This window comes from Paenibacillus sp. FSL W7-1332 (assembly GCF_037969785.1).
Classification (GTDB): domain Bacteria; phylum Bacillota; class Bacilli; order Paenibacillales; family Paenibacillaceae; genus Paenibacillus_AQ.
In genome coordinates, this window is sequence record NZ_CP150209.1 from 5374518 (window position 1) to 5396412 (window position 21895).

A 21895-nucleotide genomic window follows, 5' to 3' on the forward strand; every position below is an offset into this window, starting at 1 on the left:
CGCAGCAACAAAATTCACGCATGGGGATTCGGGAGCACCCGGTCGATTAACCGCCAGCGCCTGCTCTGTGGCCCGCGCATCCTTGCCTGCCCGTTAGTGTCCCCGCCTTTCAGCAGATACCCGCTACCGCGCAGTAGCTCGATTTCTGCGGACAAATTCCGAATAAGCAAAAAGCTCCTGAATCTCCACATAAGGGAAACTCAAGAGCTGGTTCATGGTTAAGTTGGTGCGGTCGAGAGGACTCGAACCTCCACGGGGGTTAGCCCACACGGACCTGAACCGTGCGCGTCTGCCAATTCCGCCACGACCGCATATTATGTAGTTGTGATCGATTCGATTACCGTAATTAAGAGTATATAATGCCCAGAGTTAAAAAGCAAGCATTTTCTGAGAAAATTGTCGAAACCCATCAGCTTCAGATGGTTTCAACAGCACAAGATCGTCCATTGATTATGTATGACGCCAGATATAAACACGCCCCTCTTTGAGTAGAGCGGGACTCCAGCAGTAGAAGTCGACCTCCATTCACCCGGACCCCGATAGGTCCACTTCTTCATCACAAGCTCTCCCTCCCCAAGCTAAAGTTCACTATCCATTTCCATTATAGAAGATCTATAACCCTTAGGCCCATCCATAAACGGCATATTCTTCTGTTCCTGTCGGTTCATATACGCCCCTTTTCATCGCTTGGTTCAATTGGATACAACTCGCCATTGTATGTTTATTCAATAAACCCTTCATACTAATATAACGTTGTCATGGATTGGCAAGTCATAAACCATAGGAAATGCGAGGAAGTAACGATGTATATCAAAAAATATGCGATCACCCTGCTATTAGGTACTCTCTGCCTGTCTTATACCGTGCTTACAGATTGTCTGTTCGGGTTCCCATGGTACAACTTTATGATCAATTGGCAGTTTACTCTATTCTCCATCGTAGAGAAGCTGACGGTTACGGTGCTGCTATGCCTCCTGATCCTTCCTGATTGTTACCGAGCATTCAAAAATAAAAAGCCCCGTGATTCAAGCCAAAGTCCTGGAAACGCGGGACATGGTTCATGAACCGGAGCTAGAGTCGGACTTTGTCTTTCCCTTGGAGCTTGCTCTGCGAATCAAACCGATCACGACAAGCACCAAGGGTACAGCGATTGAAAATATAGGGAGAACCATATATAGATGCTGGCTTCCTTTCATGAGATGCTCGCTATACGAACGGGCAAGAATCATCGAGTTCCCGAGCATGATTAAAGCGAAAGGATAGATCAATTTTTGATAGGGAATGTTGAACAGCTCGGATGCAGAGATCAATGCGGCATAATAATACAGACTTATTTTAAAAAACACACCAATAATCAGAACCATCACGATCAAAATTTCCGTCCGCTCAATGAACTCCGAAATATTGGCTTTTCCGACCATCGTCAGCAAAGGAAAAACCGAACGCTCCACAATGTTCTCGCCAAGGACGGAAATGGTAACGGCAGAGGTTAGCGCCAGCATCGTTCCGCTGAATAAAATAGCCCAATACCCCGCCTTGATCCCGCTCTTCCGCCGGCTCAGATGTGGAAGGAGAACTGTAGCAACAATCAGCTCCCCAAATGGGAAGTGCATATTTTTTTTCACTACGGATTGAATGATGGGTTGTACGCCGTTACCCAGAACAGGAAGCAAGCGATGGACTTCCACGATTGCGGAAAATACGATAACCAGGGCGCTGAATACGCTGATCAGCAGAACAATCGCCAAGAAAATCAAAGCGGTGCGTCCAAGCACCTCCATTCCTTGATGCAGCACAAAGGCGACGGTCATCACCATGATCAAATTGACAACGAGGAGCGGGGTCTCCTTAAGGGCTGCCGATGCCATTACCAACAGCCCTCCATCTACGATATCTCTGGAGCCTGTATACAGGTAAAACACGCAGTATGATACTCCCACCAATCCCCCTAAATATTTCCCAAGCAATATTCGATAATAAACCGTCGGCAGATGATCAGGAAACATGGTGTACAAATAAACATTCAGCGAATACATCATCGTCCCGATCACCATGCCAATCAGCAGCCCAATCCAGGAATCCTTACCGGCCTGCAGTCCCATGTTCACGACAAGCGTCGTTCCGAACTGAAATAAAACCAGCAGCGAGAAGAACTGCAGCGGACTGATTTTCACCTTCACCTTTAAGCTCCCCTTTACTGGTTGTTCATGTTGTATTTAAAGGAGCGATCTCTCATCTGAGAGTTACGCACAACGGATTTCACATGATATTCCACTTCCAACTGCGGAAAGATCACATCCCATCGACCCTTCATTTTGTGCCAGGCTTCTGGTCTGGCGCGTTCTACCGTTTGACCGAATCCGAGGATATCACTATTCGCTTTCTGACACTTCTTCACGGCTGATTTCAGAATACGGCTCACCTCTTTGTTAGCAGCTGCTTCAAGCGTTCTCATCGAATTCGGATTCCGCAGATCGATGTCGCTTATCACTTCCCGGATCGAGAAATTAGGCTCGACGAATATGTGGATAACGGGTTGAAGCGGTCCTTTAAATTTCACTTCCAGCCGGGTCTTCGATCGCATGACATCCAATGCAATTTCGCCTTGTCCATGTTCAAGACTTATATTTAATGGCGTTGTATGCATTTTATCCTTGATCCACACGGTTCCCTTGCTCTCTTCCCTGGTCATCCAATCTTTAAGTTTGTCTCCTTTAAAAATAGCCAGATTGGAAATAACACCCAGGCCTGCACTCTTCGAGCTTTCGAGATTGGATTTCTTTACGGCTTGCTGCTCATCTCCTTCGATCATGACGCCGTTAATGACAGGCCCGCCGCCGGGAACGAGCAGATCCCGAATGACATCGTCTACCTCAACACGGAAGTTCTCGCTTAACTGTCTTGAGGTTAACTCAATCTTCTGTACAAGCGCAAAAGCCGTAATCTTTCCGATAGGCGTCAGTACGGCAACCACGTCTTCTGCCTTTTGTCCTTCCGCGGCAACCAAAATTTCGGTTGTCAATCGAATATCGGAATCACGATCCAAATAATCGAATAGATCGATAATTCCGTTTCTGGCCACTTCGTCGGATATGACGATCAACCCCGTATGGGCTAGCGACAGGATACGCGGCAATTTGCGGGACGTATTACGCATCGCTTCAACGATCGTTTTTCCGGATGACTTGTATATGGATGTAGGTGTCGCTCCCCTGCCTGTTTTGCCGGATATTTCATCCGCGATGATGGTCTGGAAGGAAATCATATATTGCTGCTCTTCTTCCTTCCAGTCAATGCCGATACCGGCGACAATGGCCCGCTTATTCAATTCAGTCGCATCCCAGCAGCCCGTTATCGTGCTCAGGCAGCAGCACAGGAGAATGCTAACCAACCATCTGAGTCTGAACATGTTCCGGCTACACCCCTAACGTTAATTACGATTGGACTCAACGGCCGGAACAGCCGTTTTCTGGTCCCCCGTATCACTGTTATCCCTTCCGGCACTCCGATTGTATAAACCGGATGATAGATTCCCGGCTTCCTGTGATGCGGCTTCCCCCGATGTACCTCGATTACTGCCCGAATGAGATGCGGACAAGGCTTCCGCTTGGAGCGATTTGAAAGGCATTCGGATGACAGCGTCTTTTTGATTCCGCAATCGAAAAGGACTGATCGGCGATAAATAGGGAACTCCGAACGAACGGAGACTATTCATATGGGCAACAAGGATGATTAATCCCAGTGTCAACCCGTAAAATCCGAACAAGCCGGCCAGTACCATAAAAGCGAACCGAATCAAGCGTCCGGCGATGGATAGGTTATAGGCCGGTATGGCAAAACTTGCAATACCGGTTAAAGCCACGACAATGACCATCGCTGGCGTAATCAGGCCGGCTTCAACGACTGCCTGCCCCAGGATCAAAGCACCTACAACCGAGACGGTCTGTCCGATGGCTCTGGGCATCCTCACCCCGGCCTCACGCAGAATTTCAAATACGATTTCCATCAGCATCGCTTCGACAAAGGCGGGAAACGGCACCCCTTCCCGTTGAGCAACCAAACTGATCAGCAATAAGGTCGGCACCATTTCGTAATGAAAGGTGGTGAGGGCTATATAAACCGATGGGCCCAGGATCAGAATAATAAAACTGAGATAGCGGACAATCCGCATCACAATCGCAATATCAAATCGCTGTGCATAATCTTCGGGGGATTGGAAAAAGTGAACAAATACCGTTGGAAGGACCAGGACGAAGGGGGTACCATCAACCAGGACGATGATCCTGCCTTCCAGCAATTTACTGGCGGCATCGTCAGGACGCTCCGTATTATAGATCGTGGGAAAAGGGGTTACCGTTTTATCCTGAATAAATTCTTCGATATAAGCCGATTCCAGTATCCCTTCAATCTCGATATCATTCAGCCGTTCTTTAATCTCCTTTACAATCCCGGGATCTGCTTTTCCCTTCACATACATAAGAGCCACGTGGGTATGGGTTACGGATCCGATTTTCATGGTCTCCAGCCAGAGATCGGGGGATTTCAGCCTCCGCCGGATAAGGGATATATTGGTAGCGATGGACTCCACGAAGCTATCCTTGGGTCCGCGAACTACAAGCTGGGAGGTCGGCTCGGTAACGGATCTCCATTCTCCGCCCTGCGTACCCGCTACGATGGCTTTCTCGGCACCTTCCAGCAGGATGGCCGTGTCCCCTGACAGAATGGCCAACATCATGTCGTTCCATTCGGTCATTATTTTGGATTCGCCCATCGACAGCCCATCCTTCATGATGTTGTCCAGGTAGGCATCGGGCCCTTCACCCTTATATAAATCAGGGGTTAAACGCAGGAGAGAATCCATTACGAAATTGTTGACCATCTCAGGATCGCTGAGTCCGTTCAAATATACAATGGCACAGTTCTCCTCTGGCTCACCGCCCAGCTTCAAGCGGCGGGTAACAATATCCGGGCTGTCTCCGGACTCGGCCCGAATACGATCGAGCAGCTCTTCTATATGGCCAGAAATCACGGATGACCCTGACTTCGAAGAAACCACCTGCTCCTCTGATTTCTTTGCGGGAATCGGGCGGCGGTTTCGAGATCGGTAGCGCATCATGGTGTCGGTACCCCCATCCTTCAAAGCTCAAGTTAACTCCATTATTTGCTTTACATTCCTTTTTCATGCGAAAGATTAGAAAGAGGGATTGGGACGCTGTAAGAAGAATTGTCTAAACATGAAGATTACATTGTGTGGGGAGGTTTATAGTTGAAACGATACGTGCTGCCATTTATCATCCTGATCATGAGTCTGCTTTATATTTTCTTCATTCCGTCCGAGCCGTTGCTCGTGAAACTCCTGTTCAAGCTCATTCCGATGTGGCTCATCATCCTGTTTGCCTATCGGCAATTCCCGCCCCATACCTCTAAAGTTCACTATCTTCTGTTATCGGGACTGTTCTTCTGCATGATCGGTGACGGCACGCTCATCTGGTTTGTCGTGGGCCTTACCGCTTTTCTGATCGGTCATCTGTTCTATACAGCTGGCTTTCTGGGGCACTGGCGATATTCACTTCCCCGCCTCATCAGCATCGTACCGATTGCGGCCTATTCGGTATGGATGGGCATTCCATTGGTGTCCTCTCTCAAGTCAAACGGGGAGCAAGCTTTGATGATTCCCGTCATCGCTTATATCGCAGTCATTTCGTTCATGCTCTGGACAGCCATCATGACCGGGAATCGGTATGCGATGGTTGGAAGCCTGCTCTTTGTCATCTCGGACTCGATCTTGTCTTGGAACATGTTTGTTGCCGATATCCGCTATTCGAACGTCTGGATTATGACCACTTATTACGCGGCCCAATTCCTGATTGCCAGAAGCATCTCGGCTTTTGACAGTCCTCGAGTACAGGCCTTGGGAAGCTCGTCCTTGAATGCATCTGCCGCCCCATAGAAAACATAAGAAAAACGTCTATCGACGTACTTTTCAGTAGACAGACCGCCCTTAGCGGAAGTTTTTCTTGCGAGATAAGGATGCTAAGCCTCGGATGTTTATACTTCCTTCTCTCGTAAAAAAGCCGAGCCCGGGTCCACCCGGGCTCAGCCCTGTACAACATCATGGTCCAATCATGGGGAGCTGATCATGTAACATTTTTGCTCATCAAACCATACAAGAAGTTCTTAATCCCGCCAGTTCATACGAACCTGCTTAATGCCCTCTACCTGCCACAACTGCTCGAATAATCCGTTAATTCCCTTGCTGTTAAAAGAATACACCCGGAATTCCATCGTCACCTTGGTCGAATCGTCTTCCGTCGTGTCATTATTCACGATCATGCCTTCCACCGTCATATTGGCCTTTTGCAGCAATTCGGTAATAGTACTCACATGAACCGGACGGTCTCCGGCCTCAATGATGATCTTCAAGCTGCCTGACTTTTTGATAAACAGAAATTTCGATTCCAATTTATTTAACACCAGCGTGCTGACCAGAACGATCGCCGTCGTTATGATCGCCGGCCAGTAAAAACCGGAGCCGACACTTAAACCGATAGCAGCCGCCACCCAAAGAGTTGCCGCCGTGGTAAGACCTGAAATGATATGATTGGAACGCCGCAATATAGCCCCGGCACCAAGGAAACCGATACCGCTTACAACTTGTGCCGCCAGCCGGGCAGGATCAAACCTCGCATTGGGATGATTAATCAGCGCAGAATCAAAACCGTAAATGGAAGTCAGCATAATCAGCGTTGATCCGACAGCCACCAAGAGATGGGTTTTTAAACCGGCCTGCTTATTTCTGCGTTCCCGCTCCCAACCGATTAAACCGCCAAGCAATGCAGCGAACAGCAGCCGCATCAGCATGGTTTGCGTATCCAGTTGAAACACATCCATTCCCTAATCTCCACCCATCTTTGTCATGTAAGGCGGCTCTTCGCTATACCATATGTTCATCCTGCCAGCGCCATAGCTCTTTGCTGGAGGTGGATATGCCAATTACACCGCTCTTCAAAGCCGTATCAAAATCCTCCAAATCGATCATGAGTCCTCCAGCGATGACGGGCACGTCCACTTCTGCACGAATCCGTTCCATGATCCGCTGACACACCATGCCCGGCAGCACTTCAATGGCATCCGGATTGGAGGCCTTAATCATCTTGATCCCGTTGTCCAGAGAAACGGAATCGAATACAAACAGACGCTGGACCGTCAACAAGCCCAGTTTCTTCGCTTCTACAATCGCCGTGTTTTTTGTCGTGACAATACCGTCGATGCCCACCTTTTCAGCTAAATACTTAACCCCCGTTTTGTCTTTACCGATCCCTTCAATCAGATCAAAATGCACAAACGAGAGTTTGCCCGCCTCCCGAATCTGTTCAACGATCGATTCGATGATAAAAATATCGGTTTTGAGAATAAACACGATATTCGATTCGGTCGCCAGTACAGCAGGGAGTTCATCGGCATTCATTAATGAAGTAATAATGGGCTTACGCTTCAAGCAATACGAAATTCGTTGTGCACCTTCAACACTGGTTTTCATGTCTTCACCTCGTTGCCGCCGCAACATCTCCAATTCTCCCGTTGCCCCGGCATATTTTTGTTCATGCTCATGACTTTGCTTCATCTGCCTGCTTCACGGCAGTACCGCTGAGATAAATATCGTAGACCGAATTCAATACATAGGTGGGCTTCACGCTGCTGTCCATCAGATCGTCCCTGCTCGATACGCCGGTCAGCACCATCGCCGTACTCATCCCTGCCTGATTTCCCATCTTGATATCCGTCTCCAGCCGATCCCCTGACATCAGACAATCTTCGGCCTTCACTCCCAAAATATCAAGAGCGGTCAATGCCGTCAAGACGGAGGGCTTGCCCATGATGGTTGTGATTGTAATGCCGGCGGTGCCTTCGATGGCACCGATCATGCCGCCGCAATCCGGGACATCGCCGCCAGGCATCGGACATGTTCGATCCGGGTGGGTGGCAATCACATCAGCGCCCCGTTTAATCGCCTGATATGCAAAATCCAGATGGCGGTAGTGAAAATCCCGGTCCCATGATACAACCACAACGTCGGTTTCCTCCGGCGATGAGGCGAATCGTATGCCATTGTCCAGCAGCTCATTCTTCAATATATCCTCGCCAATGACATACACGTTTGCGTCCGGATGATGCTTCTGAAGATAATGAATCGTAACGAGCGCAGGGTTCAATATGTTGTTCAGCTCAACTTGAATGCCAAGCTTCCTTAATTTCTTCAAATAGTTTTCCCTGGAATCTATCGTTTTGTTGGTCAAAAACAATAGTTTCTTACCCAGTCCCTGCAAATAATGAATGGTCTCCACCGCACCATCAATGGCCTCAGCCCCAAGATAAATCGTACCGTCCAAATCAAAAATATACCCTGAATAATGATCCATGTTTCGTTCTCCTCTGCATGTTCAATCTGTAATTTCGCCCGATTGTAAACATAAATTGGACATGTTCTGGCCAGATCAGTTCTGTTATGGACCCACAGTCCCCATCCGTAAAGTATACATATGACGGTGCCATGCCCTTTAGTCCTTGGACAAGCGGTTCCATGCGGATACAAAAAAATGAGAAGCACTTTGCATTGAAAAAGCCTTCATTCATCACAAATGAAAGTTCTCGTTATGCAAAGGGCTTCTCATCATCTCTGCCCAGCTCTATAACTTTATATGGTTATACTACATCCACATTTTACATTTGACAAGACGATCCTGATAAATAAGATCCCTATCGATTCATCGCCGACACGGCGGAGGAATGCTCGGCTTCCTGGTCGGAACGCGATCCGGTGACGTCTACCCGATCCGGCGGATCCGTATACCGTTCCATCCTGCTGCCTTCCGCCACTCCCCATGCCAATTGCAATTGATCCTGCAGCAGCTCCCATTGCCTGTCGACTTCCTCTTGATTCCACTCTAAATATTCACGCATCAGCCTCATGACGGGAGCAATGGTTCGCTCGGTTTTTTGCCGGTCGAATAATAACCAGCCCGTTCTTCTTAACAGAAAATCGACTGCGGTCATCGTCATCTCATATTCGATGGAATACTCGATTTCCGCACGTAACAATCGAAGCTCGGTCGTTTCCGCTTCCTGCGAAGAAGCAGCGACCCGGTTCATCAGCTCCATCGTATTGGAGCCGTACCTGTTCATGAGGCTCAGAATGTCTTCGGACCTGATACTAAGGGAGTCACCCTGCTTAATCAACTTCTTCTGAAGCTCCTTATAGGTAAGGCCGTTCAGGTCGCCCCCGCTGATGGGAACCCGATCCGTCGTACAGGGAGGATAGATGGTGCCATCGGCGTCTTGAAGCTGTCTGGCTGCAAGGTTCACTACCTTTTCGGCCATTTTCCGAAATCCGGTCAGCTTTCCTCCTGCAATGGTGATCAACCCGGAATCGGATATAAACATCTCATCTTTTCTCGATATTTCAGAAGGTCCCTTTCCTTCCTCACGGACGAGCGGCCGTAAGCCCGACCATCCGGATTCGATATCGTCCGGCCGCAGCCTTGACTCCGGGAAAGCATGATTCACCGCATCGATCAGATATCGCCGATCCTCCTCGGTAATACCAGGCGTCTCAATCGCCCCCTCGTAAACGGTATCAGTCGTTCCGATGTAGGTCTTGCCCTCTCTTGGAATGACAAAAATCATTCGGCCACCCGGCACATCGAAATAAGCAGCTTGCCGAATGGGAAGCTTGGCATGATCCACCACCAGGTGAACGCCTTTTGTTAAAAGCAGGCGCTTTCTCTTGAGCGAATTATCCTTGAGCCTGACCTGATCCACCCATGGCCCGGCGGCATTGATGATCTTTTTGGCGTTTATCGTATAGGTCTTGCCACTCACTTGGTCTTCTACATGAGCTCCTACTACTTTTCCTCCTCGATACATGAATTCCTGGACTTTGGCATAATTCGCGATGAGCGCTCCCTTGGCCCTTGCAGACTTCATCACTTCCACCGTTAATCGAGCATCGTCGGTTCGGTATTCATAATAATAACCGGAACCTTTCAATCCCTCCTTTCGAAAGAGCGGTTCAAGGGTCAGGGTACTCTCGCGCCGGAACATCTTGCGCCGTTCGCTGCGTTTGACCCCTGCCAGCCAGTCGTACAGATACAATCCGATCGCGCTGGCAAGATAACCATAAGTGCCTTTTTTATAAATTGGGAGCAGCATCGGAATAGGCTCCACCAGATGTGGAGCGTTCTGGTGAAGCAATGCCCGTTCAGAACCCACCTCACGTACCAAGCCGATCTCTCCTTGCTTCAGATACCGAAGACCGCCATGAATCAGCTTCGTTGATCTACTGCTCGTTCCCGAAGCAAAATCATTCATTTCCACCAAGCCGACGCTCATCCCTCTGCAGCTGGCGTCCCAAGCAATTCCCGCACCCGTGATACCGCCGCCAATCACCAGTACATCCAGCTTTTTCGCCGACATGTCCTGCAAATATTGGGTCCGCATCTTGGCGGATAAGCTTGTGTCCACCTGACATTCTCCTCTCCGAATTTATAATAAAGAACCTATTCCATCATAAGAAGAACGTCTATCGACGTACTTTACCTGAAGACTGACCGCATTTAGCGGAAGTTTTTTTGCGAGATAAGGATGCTAAGCCTCGTATGATACTTTCTTATCTCTTCAAAAAAAGAACCGCTTCTGCTTGGAATGCATACCAAATACAGTACGCATTTAAGCAAAAGGGTTCTCCGTTATCTCCGCCACTTTATGCAATAAATATGATTATTCATTATAGGTTGCTTTTATACTTATGTCTATATGGAGCCTATTCAGAACCGTTAAAGCCGATTCTCACTTTTTCCGTAAAGCCGATGGAGCCATGCTTTTATATTTCTTGAAGGTTCGACTGAAATAATAAATATCATTAAACCCGGTCGCAGCCGCGATTTCGGATACGGTAAGCGGACTCTCGCGAAGGAGATAATCCGCCCGGTTGAGCCTCGTCTCATTCACATACTCCGTCACGGTCCGGCCGCTGATTTCCTTGAACAGCCGGCTGAAATGAAAGCGGCTGAGACCCGCCATGCCGGATAGGAGCTCCACTGATAAATCCTCCCGGTAATGCTCTTCGATATACTTGAATATCGGGGCAAAGCGCTCCACATTCTTCATCCGCTCGATGTACTCATCCAGGGTAAGAACCGTCGCTACATAACCTCGAACAAGCAGCGTAAGCAGCCGATACAGTTCTGATTTGACGGCCAGCTCATAACCGAATTCCCGCTGTTCCAGCTCATGAATGATAGACAGCATGGAGGCTAGCGCATCATCCCCGCTAATTCGGTTCTCGAAGATCAGCCGATTCTGGGTGATCGGCGTGATGAATTTCATCTCGGTTGCATCCAGCGAATGGCTCTGAAGCAGCGAGAAGTCCGCGATTAACGCATAATAAAACAAATGATCCGACAGGCTGAGGCCGTAATGCAGCTCATTCCGGTTAATGACGATCATATCGCCTTCCTTGACCGTGAAGGTGGACGAGCCGCACTCCAAACTCGCTTCTCCTGATACAATGTATAGAATTTCAAGATGTTCATGCCAATGGTGGTTAAACAAAACCTGTCCACGTCCATCAAACTCGCAACGATGAACCTTAATCGGAAACTGAGGATCCGGCATGGTCATCGGTTCTCGCAGTGTTTTGTCCAATGTTCTGATCTCCTTCCAGTAAGACAGCACAATTGTACAAACAAACAGCACGGTTTATCATGGTGTCTTCCTCTAAAAGCATTATAATACGAAAGTGTAATGCAGTAAATTCAGAGGAGTGAACTCATGAAATCTATTAATGTTGGCGTCATTGGCACGGGATCGATCTCTGCTATGCATTTGCAATCCTATGAGAAACATGCGAACGCGAATTTGCTCGCCGTGTGCGATTTAAATGAAGAAAGAGCACAGCGTGCAGCTGAAAAATACGGTGCTACCAAAGTCTACACCGATTATAACGAACTTCTGGCTGATCCGGAAATCGATGCAGTAAGCATCTGTACCTGGAACAATACGCATGCCGAAATCAGCATTGCGGCACTGAATGCAGGCAAACACGTCCTGGTTGAGAAACCTCTCTGCCGTACCGTTGAGGAAGCGCTTCAAGTGCAGGAAGCCGTTAAATCCTCCGGCAAACTGCTTCAGGTCGGCTTCGTAAGACGTTACGACCCTAACGCTCAGATGCTCCGCGAGTTTGCAGACAAGGGTGAATTTGGGGACATCTACTTCGCGAAGGCTTCCTCTGTTCGTCGTCTCGGCAATCCAGGCGGCTGGTTCTCTGACATCGAGCGTTCCGGCGGCGGACCTCTCATCGATATCGGGGTGCATGTCATTGATCTGTGTTGGTACATGATGGGTCGGCCAAAACCGGTTTCCGTCAGCGCCAATACATATCGAAAGCTGGGCAATCGCTCTAATGTTCGCAACCTCTCCTTCTACAAAGCGGCTGACTATGACGCGGAGAAGAACACGGTTGAGGATATGGCGAATGCGATGATCCGTTTTGAAAACGGCGCCTCTTTGCTGGTAGACGTCAGCTTCACGCTGCACTCGAAGGAGAATCTGCAATCCGTTAAATTGTATGGAGACAAGGGCGGATTCGAGATTGATCCGGAAGTGGTCATCGTAACGGAAAAGCACGATACCATCATCAACATCCAGCCTCAAACGGACAACAAAGGATTCGATTTCAACGCGGCTTTCCAAAGCGAAGTCGATCATTTCATTTCCAGCATCGAGAACGGCACGGCACCTCTCAGCCCGGTTGAAGACGGCGTTGAGATCATGAAGATTCTGTGCGGGATCTATGAATCCGCCGAAAAAGGGGTTGAGGTTCTCTTATGAAACTTGGAATAAGCTCATACAGCCTGTACCAGGCCATGAATAAAGGCGAAATGACCATTACTGATGTCATCGACTACGTTGCAGAAATCGGCGGAGAGCATATCGAAATCGTTCCACTCGGCTTTAACCTGAAGGAAACGCCGGAGTTGATCGATACCATTAAATCCCATGCCGCTTCCAAAGGGCTTGAGATCTCCAACTATGCCATCGGTGCCAATTTTGCGGAATTGGATGATGCTGCATATGAAGCGGAGATTGAAAGAGTTAAAGGCGAAGTGGACATTGCGGCCGCGCTTGGCGTTAAGCTGATGCGCCATGACGTAGGCTCTTCCAAGGACTTGTCCATCACGCATTTCCTGGAGGAACTTCCCCGCCTGGCCAATGCATGCCGAATCATAGCCGATTACGCGGCAGAACGCGGCATTACAACAAGCGTGGAGAACCACGGCTATTTCATTCAACATAGCGACCGTGTAAAAGCGCTGGTTCAAACCGTTAATCACCCTAACTTCAAAACAACCCTGGACATTGGAAACTTCCTCTGTGCAGATGAGGTGTCAACTGTGGCAGTCAAGAACAACATCGGCTTGGCTTCGATGGTTCACTTCAAGGACTTCTATTATCGCCCGGCTCACCGCGCACCTGGATCCGGTTGGTTTAACACCTCCAGCGGCAACTGGCTGCGTGGCGCGATTGTCGGCCAAGGCGATATCGATATGCCGGAAGTCGTTCGCATCGTGAAGGAATCCGGTTACGACGGCTATATCTCGATCGAATTCGAAGGGATGGAAGATTGCCGTACGGGAGCTAAGTTTGGATTGGAATATCTCCGTAAAACCTGGAATGAGGTTTAAGTTATACGGACGATGGATGACACAAGGATGATATAAGGGGGATATTAGCATGTCGAAACCTATCATGCCTAACAAAATTGGCGTTATTGTTGACAGCTTTCGCGTTGGAGTAAGAGATGGCCTTCTTAAAGCCCGAGAAGTCGGTGCAGACGGCGTACAGATCTATGCCGTTCATGGCGAAATGGATCCGGCCAACCTCTCTGCTTCGGCGCGAAAAGAATTGAAGGATTACATCGATTCACTGGGACTTGAAATCTCCGCCCTCGTGGGTGACCTTGGCGGACACGGCTTCCAGGACCCTGCTGAGAATGCGGCTAAAATCGAGAAATCCAAACGAATCATGGAGCTCGGCTTGGAGCTGGGAACCAATATCATCACCACGCATATCGGTATCGTGCCGCAAGATCATAACAGCCGCGTATATGAAACGATGCACAAAGCTTGCCTGGAGCTTAGCACATTCGCGAAGTCCATGGACGCATTCTTTGCCATCGAGACAGGTCCGGAGCCTTCGGCTCATTTGAAATCATTCCTTGACGGCCTGGGTTCCAACGGAGTATCGGTAAACTTTGACCCGGCCAATATGGTCATGGTTACCGGTGATGATCCTGTACAGGGCGTGTACAACCTGAAGGATTATATCGTTCATACACACGCGAAGGACGGAATCAAGCTGGCTGACTATATCGATCCTCGTGATGTATACGGCGATTTCGGATACGAGGCACCTGCCCTTGACCATGACAAAATTGCCGATATGGCGGAATCGGGTGAGAAGTTCCGTGAAGTGCCGCTTGGCGAAGGCGGCGTGAACTGGAATGCTTACCTGCAAGCTCTCAAGGATATTGGCTATACGGGGTATCTGACCATCGAACGTGAAGTGAAAGCCAATCCGGAAGCGGATATCAAGCTTGCCGTGGACTTCTTGAAGACGTTCAGAGCTTAACACGTACACGATTCATTCAGAGTTCTTGCTGCAGGATGTCAATGCTACTGCTTGAATAGGAAGCAGTGAACTCATTAACTAAACAAGGCCAATCAGGGAATAACCTGATTGGCCTTGTTTTATATTGTCCTACCTAGTAAATAAAATTAAGATACCACCTGTTTCCCTGATACCGTCTCCAAGGCGCCGTTCGCTCTTGCGGAACGAATCTCGGCTTCAATAATTTCCAGCGACCCGGCAGCGCTCTCAGGCGTACATACCGTTACCGGCTCTCCTTGCGCAACATGCTCAATGAAATACCGGAGCTCACGATAATAACCGGAATCATCGGACAGCTCAGCCGTAAAGCCTGGGGCGTCTTCAGGGTACACCTTCAGTTCGTTATTCTCGAACACCAGCGTTGCCTCTTCCAAATTCACACGGTAACCCATATAAAAACCGTGTTCGCCGTGCAGCGTCCAATCCGCATGCGCGTTAATCACTTTACCATCCGGGAAACTGTAGTGGGTGGATACGATATCGTACGAGCTTCCTTTAATCATCGTTTTGGCGAAAGTCGATACGCGCTCCGGTTTGCCCATAAGCCAATGAATCATATCCACGTCATGCACATGCATGTCCGTGATACAGCCACCGCTCTTGTCTCCTTCCAGGAACCAGCCTTGAGGCGGCTCCGATCCCCGGAAGAATTCGCCTGCAACGATGCTTCCATAACGACCGTCCTCTACGCATTCTTTTAAATATTCATAAGCTGGCCAGAAACGGAGGCATTGTCCGATCATGAGCGTTTTTCCTGTGCGCTCCGCTGTTTTTACCATGCGCCAGGCTTCCTCGGAGCTGCCTGCGACAGGTTTCTCACACATGACGTGAATCCCCCGCTCCAACAACATGCAGGTCATGTCCGCATGCAAATAAGTCGGCAGGCATACATCCACAATATCCAGCTCTTCATGCTCCAGCATTTTGTCCACATGGTCATACAGATGATAAGGCTCCAGGTCGTATACATCACGCTCGGTTGCCATATTGCCGTTGGCTTTGCTGTCCTTAAGCTCATCGATGCGCAAATCGCAAATCGCCACCAGCTGGATGTCCGCGCCCTCCTCGGCTAGTCGAACATAATTGTCGAAATGCATGCGCCCCATAAAACCAAATCCCAATATTCCGATTTTCAGCATCCTTATTCCCTCCGTTATCCCTTGTTATGATTGGCCTTGATGCTGGCGGGCATCCGGCTTGCGCAAAGTTGGCGTGCGTCCAAGAATCGCATCCATTGCATTGGATGTATTAAATATGATCTGCTCCGAGTAGTGGGTATACGCCGGGATCATCTCTGCCGTAACATAGTTGTCATAGCCGATCAAGCGCAGTGCTTCAACAACGGCCGGATAATTAACGTCCCCTGCCAACAGGTCGACAAATCCGTGCAATCCGCCTGCCTGTCTGCGGTAATCTTTGAAATGGACTTTTTTGATCCGCTCACCCAAAATCCGAATCCAGTGCTCCGGATAACCGTTATGCACAACATTGCCTACGTCGAAATAGGAGCCGACATATTCGGAACCGATCTCGTCGATGAAGGTCCGCAATTCCAGCGGCGACAGCAGGAATTTATTCCATACATTCTCGATCGCGATGGCAACGCCGGCGCTTTCCGCGTAAGGAACCAGCTTACGAATGGATTCTTGGGCCCGCTCGTAGGCATATTCGTAATCGATGACTGCAGAACCAGGAACAAAATCGACACCGACCGCCCCCGGGATCACAAGGATGGCATCCACTCCGAAAGCGGACGCGAGCTCCAGCTGCTTCTTGCAAATATCCATGGCCTTCTCACGGACAGCCGGGTCATCACTGGTCATCGGATATTCCCAATACAAACCTGTCGCCAAACCCGCGATGTCCAGGTCGGCTTCTTTCAGCTGTTCTGTTATGGCCTGTACCTCTTTATCGCCAGCCTGAAGGCCGAGCTCTCCTGTTTGGTTTAATGACAATTCGATTCCTTCAAACCCGGCTTCCTTTGCCAATCGGATGCAGTCGGAGATGGAAGCATCTCCCGAGAACGACCAGATATTAATCCCTTTCTTCATCGTGAATCCCTCCTAGAATCAATAGGTTAATGTTGTAACACTCGTTTTCTGAAACACATCATTTGACTTTTTCCGTCAAGTTGTAAATAAACCATTTGGATGTAATAATACTTATATAATAAATAAATATTCCGCCAAATGATTTAGATAGAAAAGTGATTATTTGGACTATTCCGTTCTATTTATCATCTCTTAATAACATTTTGGAGTGAGTTTACGATGAGCGAGATGGACCTCAATTTTCCGATAAAACGCGAAGCGCCTTTTCGCGAATGGTCACCCTGCATTCACTATGCGCAATTTCAACGCATGGCGTCGGGATCACTCCCGCAGCGCAGGTTATACGATTTTGAACTGCTCTATGTATACCAAGGGGAAGCCGCTACAACGATGTACGGGAACCGCTATCGCATCGAAGCCGGTCAACTGATCTTCCTGCCGTCCGGTGTTTACCACCAGAATGAGGTGGTCTCCCATCCTGACGCGCGATTTTTGGGGATTCATTTTGATTTCTTTGATGAGCTGGACATACAGACCGAAGCGGATATGATCGTGAATGAAGCCGTGCTGGATCCGAATAAATTCGCGCATGAAGCGGTGTCCTCCGCTTTTCCCCCGCTCTCTTCCCGTGTCATCTACACGCCCCCGCTGCCTTGCGTTCAGATGATGGAACGAATCGTGGAGGAGTTCACCCTCCGTCCCGGCGGCTATGAGCTTGCCTGCAAAGGGCTGATGCTGGATGTGCTGGTTCAACTGCTTCGGACGCATCCTTCCCAGGCCTTGACGGAGACGTCACCGCACGATGCCAAACTGATTGAACTGATGTCTCAAATCGAAAAAACTCCAGCCAAAGACTGGAGCAACAAAGTGATTGCGGAGCATTTAATGTTAAGCCCGGATCATACCGCCAAATTGTTTAAACGCTTTGCGGGGATGCCGCCAAGTGAATTCGTGCAATCCGTTCGCCACCGCGAAGCGCGCAGGCTACTCCGGGAATCCGATATCTCGATCGAGGCGGTTGGCGAAGGGGTCGGATACCCGGATATTCATTATTTTAGCCGAATCTTCCGCAGACTGGAGGGGATTACCGCTACCGATTACCGCAAACTCTCAAGAATTCTGTAAGGTGTGCAGGCCATGGTCAGCACCTGCATGCGTCCTAAGCCAGCGATCCATTCGATCGAGCGCTTCGCTCAATCGATCGGGCGAAGCGGCATACGAGCAGCGAATGAAGCCTTCGCCCCCGGCGCCAAACACATGACCGGGTACAACGGCCACCTTTGCCTCTCGAAGCAATCGCTCCGCAAACTGCTGGGAGCCTAGACCCGTTCCGGTTATGCTGGGGAATGCGTAGAAAGCACCCTGAGGATCGCGGCAGCTTAGGCCGATATCGTTCAGACCCTGCACAAACATTCTTCTGCGTTCATCATAAGCCTGCTTCATTACGTCCCGATCCCCGAGTCCATTTCTTAAACATTCAAGAGCCGCAATCTGCCCCATGATGGGCGCGCAGAGCGCGGTATACTGATGAATCTTGACCATGGCGCTCACCAGGCGGGAGTCGCCGCAGAGGTAACCGACCCGCCAGCCCGTCATGGCAAAGGCTTTGGAGAAGCCGCCGATGACGATGGTGCGCTCCCGCATCCGAGGCAGCGAAGCAATGCTGGTATGCGTGCGGCCGTAGGTAAGCTCGGCATACATCTCGTCTGAAATCACCACCAAATTGTGCGTAACCGCAAGGCGCGCAATCGGCAGCCAATCCTCGTAGGTCATCACGGCGCCTGTCGGATTGCTTGGAAAGTTAACAACGATCGCTTTCGTCCGGGGGGTAATCAACTTCTGCAGTGCAGCCGCAGTCAATTTGAACTTATGCTCTGCGGAAAGCTCCAGCTCAACGACAGTTCCCCCGTTCAATTGCACAAGAGGAGCATAAGCGACATATCCCGGCACGGGAATAATAATTTCATCCCCCGGCGAAATGAGCGCCCGCAGCGTAAGATCAATCGCTTCGCTGCCGCCAACCGTGACCAGTATCTCCCTCGACGGTTCATATTGCAGCTGGAATCCGGTATCCAGATAGTTCGCAATCTCTTCCCTTAGCTCCATCAGCCCTTCATTCGGCGTGTACATCGTGCGGCCATGGTCCAGAGCTCGTTTACAGGCCTCAATCGCACATGCAGGCGTCACAAAATCCGGTTCCCCTACACCGAGAGAAATGACGTCATCGTCCGCTTCGGCCGCATTAAAAAATTGCCGGATGCCGGAAGGCGGCAAAACTTGCACCGTTGATGTTAGAAAGCTGCTCGTTGGATTCATATGCTTCTACTCCTTGCCTTCGCTTTTTCGTTCCGATAATGAAGTTTCAATGATGGCATCCAAAAGTCCGCTGAACGAATAGCCCGCCGCTTCCGCGCTTCTTGGAAGTAAACTGTTCTTCGTTAAACCCGGGAGCGTGTTGACCTCCAAAATATACGGAATCTCTTCCTTCAGGATGATATCGATCCGGGCATACACACTGCACTTCAGCGCCTTATAGCATTGAAGCGCAGCCGTACGCACCCGCTCCTGAAGTTTGGCGGGAAGCTCAATCACTTGCTCATCCGCTTCGCCTTCTTCGTATTTGGATGTATAATCGAAAAATTCGGAGTTCGGCTTGATGGACACAATCGGGAGCATCTCACCGTTCAAAACCGGGCAAGTGATCTCTTCACCCTCGATCATTTGCTCGATCATCACGGAGCGGTCCCATCGCAATGCCTCTTCTACGGCGGAGGCAAGGGCAGCCGCATCACGCACGATCCGAGTACCAACACTGGACCCGCCTGCGTTCGGCTTCACTACGACAGGATAACCGAGTACCTTCACGTCAGCGGCGGCCAACTCCTCCATACTGCTGACCATGATCCAATCGGCTGTAGTCAATCCCTCGTACCGCAGCAGCTTCTTGCTCAAATCTTTATCCATGCAGACGCTGCTGGAAAGAACGCCGCTGCCAGTATACGGAATGCCCAGGGAGTCGAGTGTGCCCTGCACCGTCCCGTCTTCCCCGTATTGCCCGTGCAGGGCAAGTAAAGCCATATCGATGCCTTCGGTTTTGCTGATCAGCTCGCGTTTATCGTGAATTTCGATCGGATAAACCTCGTAGCGGTTTTTATCCAGATGCGCGATCATCTCTTTGCCGGTCATGAGCGAAACTTCCCGCTCGGATGATACGCCTCCCATGATGACGCCAACTTTCATGATGTAGACCTCCTAAAAAATTTCTTCAAGCTGATTGCCTATGCATTACTCCGCATGCGGATGATTCTTCCGATCTCTGTTGCAGCCCGTTTACACCAGCTTCCTTGCCGCCTCGCCGATGATGCGGATCCCCTTCTCGATGTTCTCATCGGAGACGCGGGAGAATCCGAGACGCATGGTGTGCTGGCCGCCGCCATCGGTAAAGAAAATGTCGCCCGGCGTGAATACCACGCCCTGGGCTGAGCAGGCTTCCAGCAGCTCCCGGGTCCGGATGTCGGGACCGAATTCAACGAACAGGTGAAGCCCGCCGTCACCGGACAACCGCTCCATCGGGAGCCATTCCTCGCAGCAGCGGATCGCAAGCTCATATTTTCGCTTGTACTCGGCCTTCGCTCTCTTTAAATATTTCTCGAAGTTGCCGTTGTACAAATATTGAAAGAGCAGGGACTGATCCAGGGTCGACGTATGAATGCTGCGGGCGCGCTTCACGCTTTCCAGATAATGAATCAGGGTCTTGTCGGCCAGCACCCATCCGACTCGCAGGCCGGGAAACAGAATCTTGGAGAAACTGCCTAAATAGATCACGCTGTTGTTCTCGCCGCCTGCACATGCAACGAGAGGCGCGATGTGTGAGCCCGAATAGCGCAGCTCTTCGTTGAAACCATCTTCAATAACGGGAATTTCGAACTCATTCAGCAGTCGGAGCGCTTCCAGCCTCTTCTGGTGAGACATGACGATTCCTGTAGGATTATGATAGGAAGGCACAAGGTAGGCCATGTCGTACGTCCGCTCCGACAGCTCGCGTGCGAGCCCTGTCAGGCTGATGCCGTCTGGCTCCATCTCGACGCCGGTAATGGCATACCCGTGCATTTTAAAATTTTTAATGGCTGTATGATGAGTTGGATTCTCGCACAGAATGCGGCCATGCCCTTTGTTCAGGGCGGATAGCACCAGACTTAAACCTTCCGTAAAACCATTAGTGATCAGCATATCCTTACCTTGAATATTCACGCCCTTGTTCTCCATATAACGGAGGAGGTAATCGATAAGGGGTTTATAACCCTTGGCGTAACCGTAGTTAAGAAGTACATCACCTTCAAGCGACATTCGGTCCAGAAATGCGCGCTTGACATTTGGCAGATCGAACAGCTTCTCATCGGGGGCGATGCTGGTAAAAGATATAGAGCCCTTCTCGGCGCGGATGCCGTGTTTCATCAAATCATTGGCTTCCGCAAGCCTGGCGTATTCGTTCAGGCGAGGCCCCCAATCCAGCCGTTTGCCTTCGGGCTGCATGGGTGCTCCGCTGATCGAAGGGACAACAAAGTGCCCTTGCCCTTTAACCGCATAGATATAGCCTTCGTCCTCCAAATCCGAGTATGCGCTCAGCACCGTATTACGGCCCACTCGAAACAGCGCGCTTAGCTCACGCGTGGAGGGGAGCTTCTGATCGGCTTGCAGCGCCCCGGTTGTCATCAAGCGCTTCATGTAATCCTTGACTTGAATATACGCCGGGCGGTCATTCGCCAACTTGAAATCCAAATACATCGTTCATTTCCCCCTTGCTCTAATGATGGCATAATTTCGGCGGCACCACTAGAACCACAGCAGGCCTCTTTCGCCTCGGGCGTGGTTTGCCGAGAATCTTGGCAGAACCCAGGCTATGTCATCTCTAGGATCGGACTGCCCTTTGCGCCGATATACCTGAATACATGCACTTTCTCTTTATCATGGAACCATACGAGGTCATGCACAAGCAAGAAAGAACATGCTTTGGTATTCATCTGGCGAGAAAAACAAATCGTGATGCAAATCAAAACGGCCCCACCTTCTCAAAGGAAGATGGGGCCGTTTTTGCATAGAATTTATGCGGTCTGATT

20 protein-coding genes and 1 tRNA gene are annotated in these 21895 nt (G+C 49.9%); 6 read left to right on the forward strand and 15 right to left on the reverse strand.

Annotated elements, in window-relative coordinates; all coding sequences use genetic code 11:
- Positions 1-14: 14 nt before the first annotated feature.
- Positions 15-170 (reverse strand): hypothetical protein, encoded by a 156-nt coding sequence (locus MKX98_RS24340; RefSeq protein WP_339218885.1) that lies wholly within the window; start codon positions 168-170, stop codon positions 15-17.
- Positions 171-224: 54 nt separating this feature from the next.
- Positions 225-311, reverse strand: a tRNA-Leu gene (locus MKX98_RS24345).
- Positions 312-803: 492 nt separating this feature from the next.
- Here MKX98_RS24345 and MKX98_RS24350 point away from each other — a divergent pair.
- Entirely contained in the window at positions 804-1064 is a 261-nt protein-coding gene (locus tag MKX98_RS24350) for a hypothetical protein (protein ID WP_194543917.1), read from the forward strand.
- Here MKX98_RS24350 and MKX98_RS24355 read toward each other — a convergent pair.
- Genes MKX98_RS24355 through MKX98_RS24365 form a run of 3 tightly spaced genes read right to left on the reverse strand, consistent with a single transcriptional unit; the run spans position 1059 to position 5116 of the window.
- Positions 1059-2180, reverse strand: coding sequence for a GerAB/ArcD/ProY family transporter (locus tag MKX98_RS24355; protein ID WP_194543918.1), 1122 nt, complete (start codon positions 2178-2180; stop codon positions 1059-1061). The two genes, MKX98_RS24350 and MKX98_RS24355, sit on opposite strands and share 6 nt — an antisense overlap.
- Positions 2181-2194: 14 nt before the next feature.
- A complete protein-coding gene (locus MKX98_RS24360; RefSeq protein WP_194543919.1) occupies positions 2195-3409 on the reverse strand; it encodes a Ger(x)C family spore germination protein in 1215 nt (404 codons plus the stop codon).
- Positions 3410-3430: 21 nt separating this feature from the next.
- A complete protein-coding gene (locus tag MKX98_RS24365; RefSeq protein ID WP_339218888.1) occupies positions 3431-5116 on the reverse strand; it encodes a spore germination protein in 1686 nt (561 codons plus the stop codon).
- A gap of 150 nt (positions 5117-5266) precedes the next feature.
- On the opposite strand from MKX98_RS24365, the gene MKX98_RS24370 reads away from it, so the two are divergent.
- Positions 5267-5950 carry a lysoplasmalogenase gene (locus MKX98_RS24370; RefSeq protein ID WP_194543921.1) on the forward strand — a complete coding sequence of 228 codons (684 nt, stop codon included), beginning with the start codon at positions 5267-5269 and terminating at the stop codon, positions 5948-5950.
- Between the two features lie 227 nt (positions 5951-6177).
- Here MKX98_RS24370 and MKX98_RS24375 read toward each other — a convergent pair whose 3' ends face one another.
- The 5 genes from MKX98_RS24375 to MKX98_RS24395 all read right to left on the reverse strand — a co-directional run bounded on the left by MKX98_RS24375 (position 6178) and on the right by MKX98_RS24395 (position 11703).
- Entirely contained in the window at positions 6178-6891 is a 714-nt protein-coding gene (locus MKX98_RS24375; RefSeq protein ID WP_071223150.1) for an MgtC/SapB family protein, read from the reverse strand.
- Between the two features lie 43 nt (positions 6892-6934).
- The gene (locus MKX98_RS24380; protein WP_071223375.1) at positions 6935-7540 is read right to left on the reverse strand and encodes a glycerol-3-phosphate responsive antiterminator; all 606 of its coding nucleotides are present in this window, start codon (positions 7538-7540) and stop codon (positions 6935-6937) included.
- Between the two features lie 67 nt (positions 7541-7607).
- A complete protein-coding gene (locus tag MKX98_RS24385; RefSeq protein ID WP_339218895.1) occupies positions 7608-8420 on the reverse strand; it encodes an HAD-IIA family hydrolase in 813 nt (270 codons plus the stop codon).
- Positions 8421-8757: 337 nt separating this feature from the next.
- Positions 8758-10521 (reverse strand): glycerol-3-phosphate dehydrogenase/oxidase, encoded by a 1764-nt coding sequence (locus MKX98_RS24390; RefSeq protein WP_339218897.1) that lies wholly within the window; start codon positions 10519-10521, stop codon positions 8758-8760.
- A 324-nt stretch (positions 10522-10845) separates the two neighbouring features.
- Positions 10846-11703, reverse strand: coding sequence for an AraC family transcriptional regulator (locus MKX98_RS24395; protein ID WP_194543925.1), 858 nt, complete (start codon positions 11701-11703; stop codon positions 10846-10848).
- A 126-nt stretch (positions 11704-11829) separates the two neighbouring features.
- Between MKX98_RS24395 and MKX98_RS24400 the strand changes: the two genes are divergently transcribed.
- The 3 genes from MKX98_RS24400 to MKX98_RS24410 are packed head-to-tail and all read left to right on the forward strand — an operon-like array spanning position 11830 to position 14688.
- Entirely contained in the window at positions 11830-12888 is a 1059-nt protein-coding gene (locus MKX98_RS24400; RefSeq protein ID WP_339218900.1) for a Gfo/Idh/MocA family oxidoreductase, read from the forward strand.
- Positions 12885-13742 (forward strand): sugar phosphate isomerase/epimerase family protein, encoded by an 858-nt coding sequence (locus MKX98_RS24405; RefSeq protein WP_113060682.1) that lies wholly within the window; start codon positions 12885-12887, stop codon positions 13740-13742. Before MKX98_RS24400 ends, MKX98_RS24405 begins: the two co-directional genes overlap by 4 nt.
- A gap of 49 nt (positions 13743-13791) precedes the next feature.
- Positions 13792-14688 carry a sugar phosphate isomerase/epimerase family protein gene (locus MKX98_RS24410; RefSeq protein ID WP_194543927.1) on the forward strand — a complete coding sequence of 299 codons (897 nt, stop codon included), beginning with the start codon at positions 13792-13794 and terminating at the stop codon, positions 14686-14688.
- A 146-nt stretch (positions 14689-14834) separates the two neighbouring features.
- Here the strand turns inward: MKX98_RS24410 and MKX98_RS24415 are convergent, their stop codons facing one another.
- Positions 14835-15866, reverse strand: a complete 1032-nt coding sequence (locus MKX98_RS24415; RefSeq protein ID WP_220684319.1) for a Gfo/Idh/MocA family oxidoreductase — start codon at positions 15864-15866, stop codon at positions 14835-14837.
- 24 nt (positions 15867-15890) lie between these two features.
- A complete protein-coding gene (locus MKX98_RS24420; protein WP_194543929.1) occupies positions 15891-16778 on the reverse strand; it encodes a sugar phosphate isomerase/epimerase family protein in 888 nt (295 codons plus the stop codon).
- A 219-nt stretch (positions 16779-16997) separates the two neighbouring features.
- Between MKX98_RS24420 and MKX98_RS24425 the strand changes: the two genes are divergently transcribed.
- Positions 16998-17903 (forward strand): AraC family transcriptional regulator, encoded by a 906-nt coding sequence (locus MKX98_RS24425; RefSeq protein ID WP_339218902.1) that lies wholly within the window; start codon positions 16998-17000, stop codon positions 17901-17903.
- Here MKX98_RS24425 and MKX98_RS24430 read toward each other — a convergent pair.
- The 3 genes from MKX98_RS24430 to MKX98_RS24440 all read right to left on the reverse strand — a co-directional run bounded on the left by MKX98_RS24430 (position 17889) and on the right by MKX98_RS24440 (position 21563).
- Positions 17889-19094: an aminotransferase class I/II-fold pyridoxal phosphate-dependent enzyme gene (locus tag MKX98_RS24430; RefSeq protein WP_339218904.1), complete on the reverse strand. Its 1206-nt coding sequence runs from the start codon at positions 19092-19094 to the stop codon at positions 17889-17891. The genes MKX98_RS24425 and MKX98_RS24430 overlap by 15 nt on opposite strands.
- A gap of 6 nt (positions 19095-19100) precedes the next feature.
- On the reverse strand, positions 19101-20018 hold the full coding sequence (locus MKX98_RS24435; RefSeq protein WP_194543932.1) for a D-alanine--D-alanine ligase: 918 nt from the start codon (positions 20016-20018) through the stop codon (positions 19101-19103).
- Positions 20019-20108: 90 nt separating this feature from the next.
- Positions 20109-21563, reverse strand: coding sequence for a PLP-dependent aminotransferase family protein (locus tag MKX98_RS24440; RefSeq protein ID WP_194543933.1), 1455 nt, complete (start codon positions 21561-21563; stop codon positions 20109-20111).
- Positions 21564-21895: the final 332 nt, after the last annotated feature.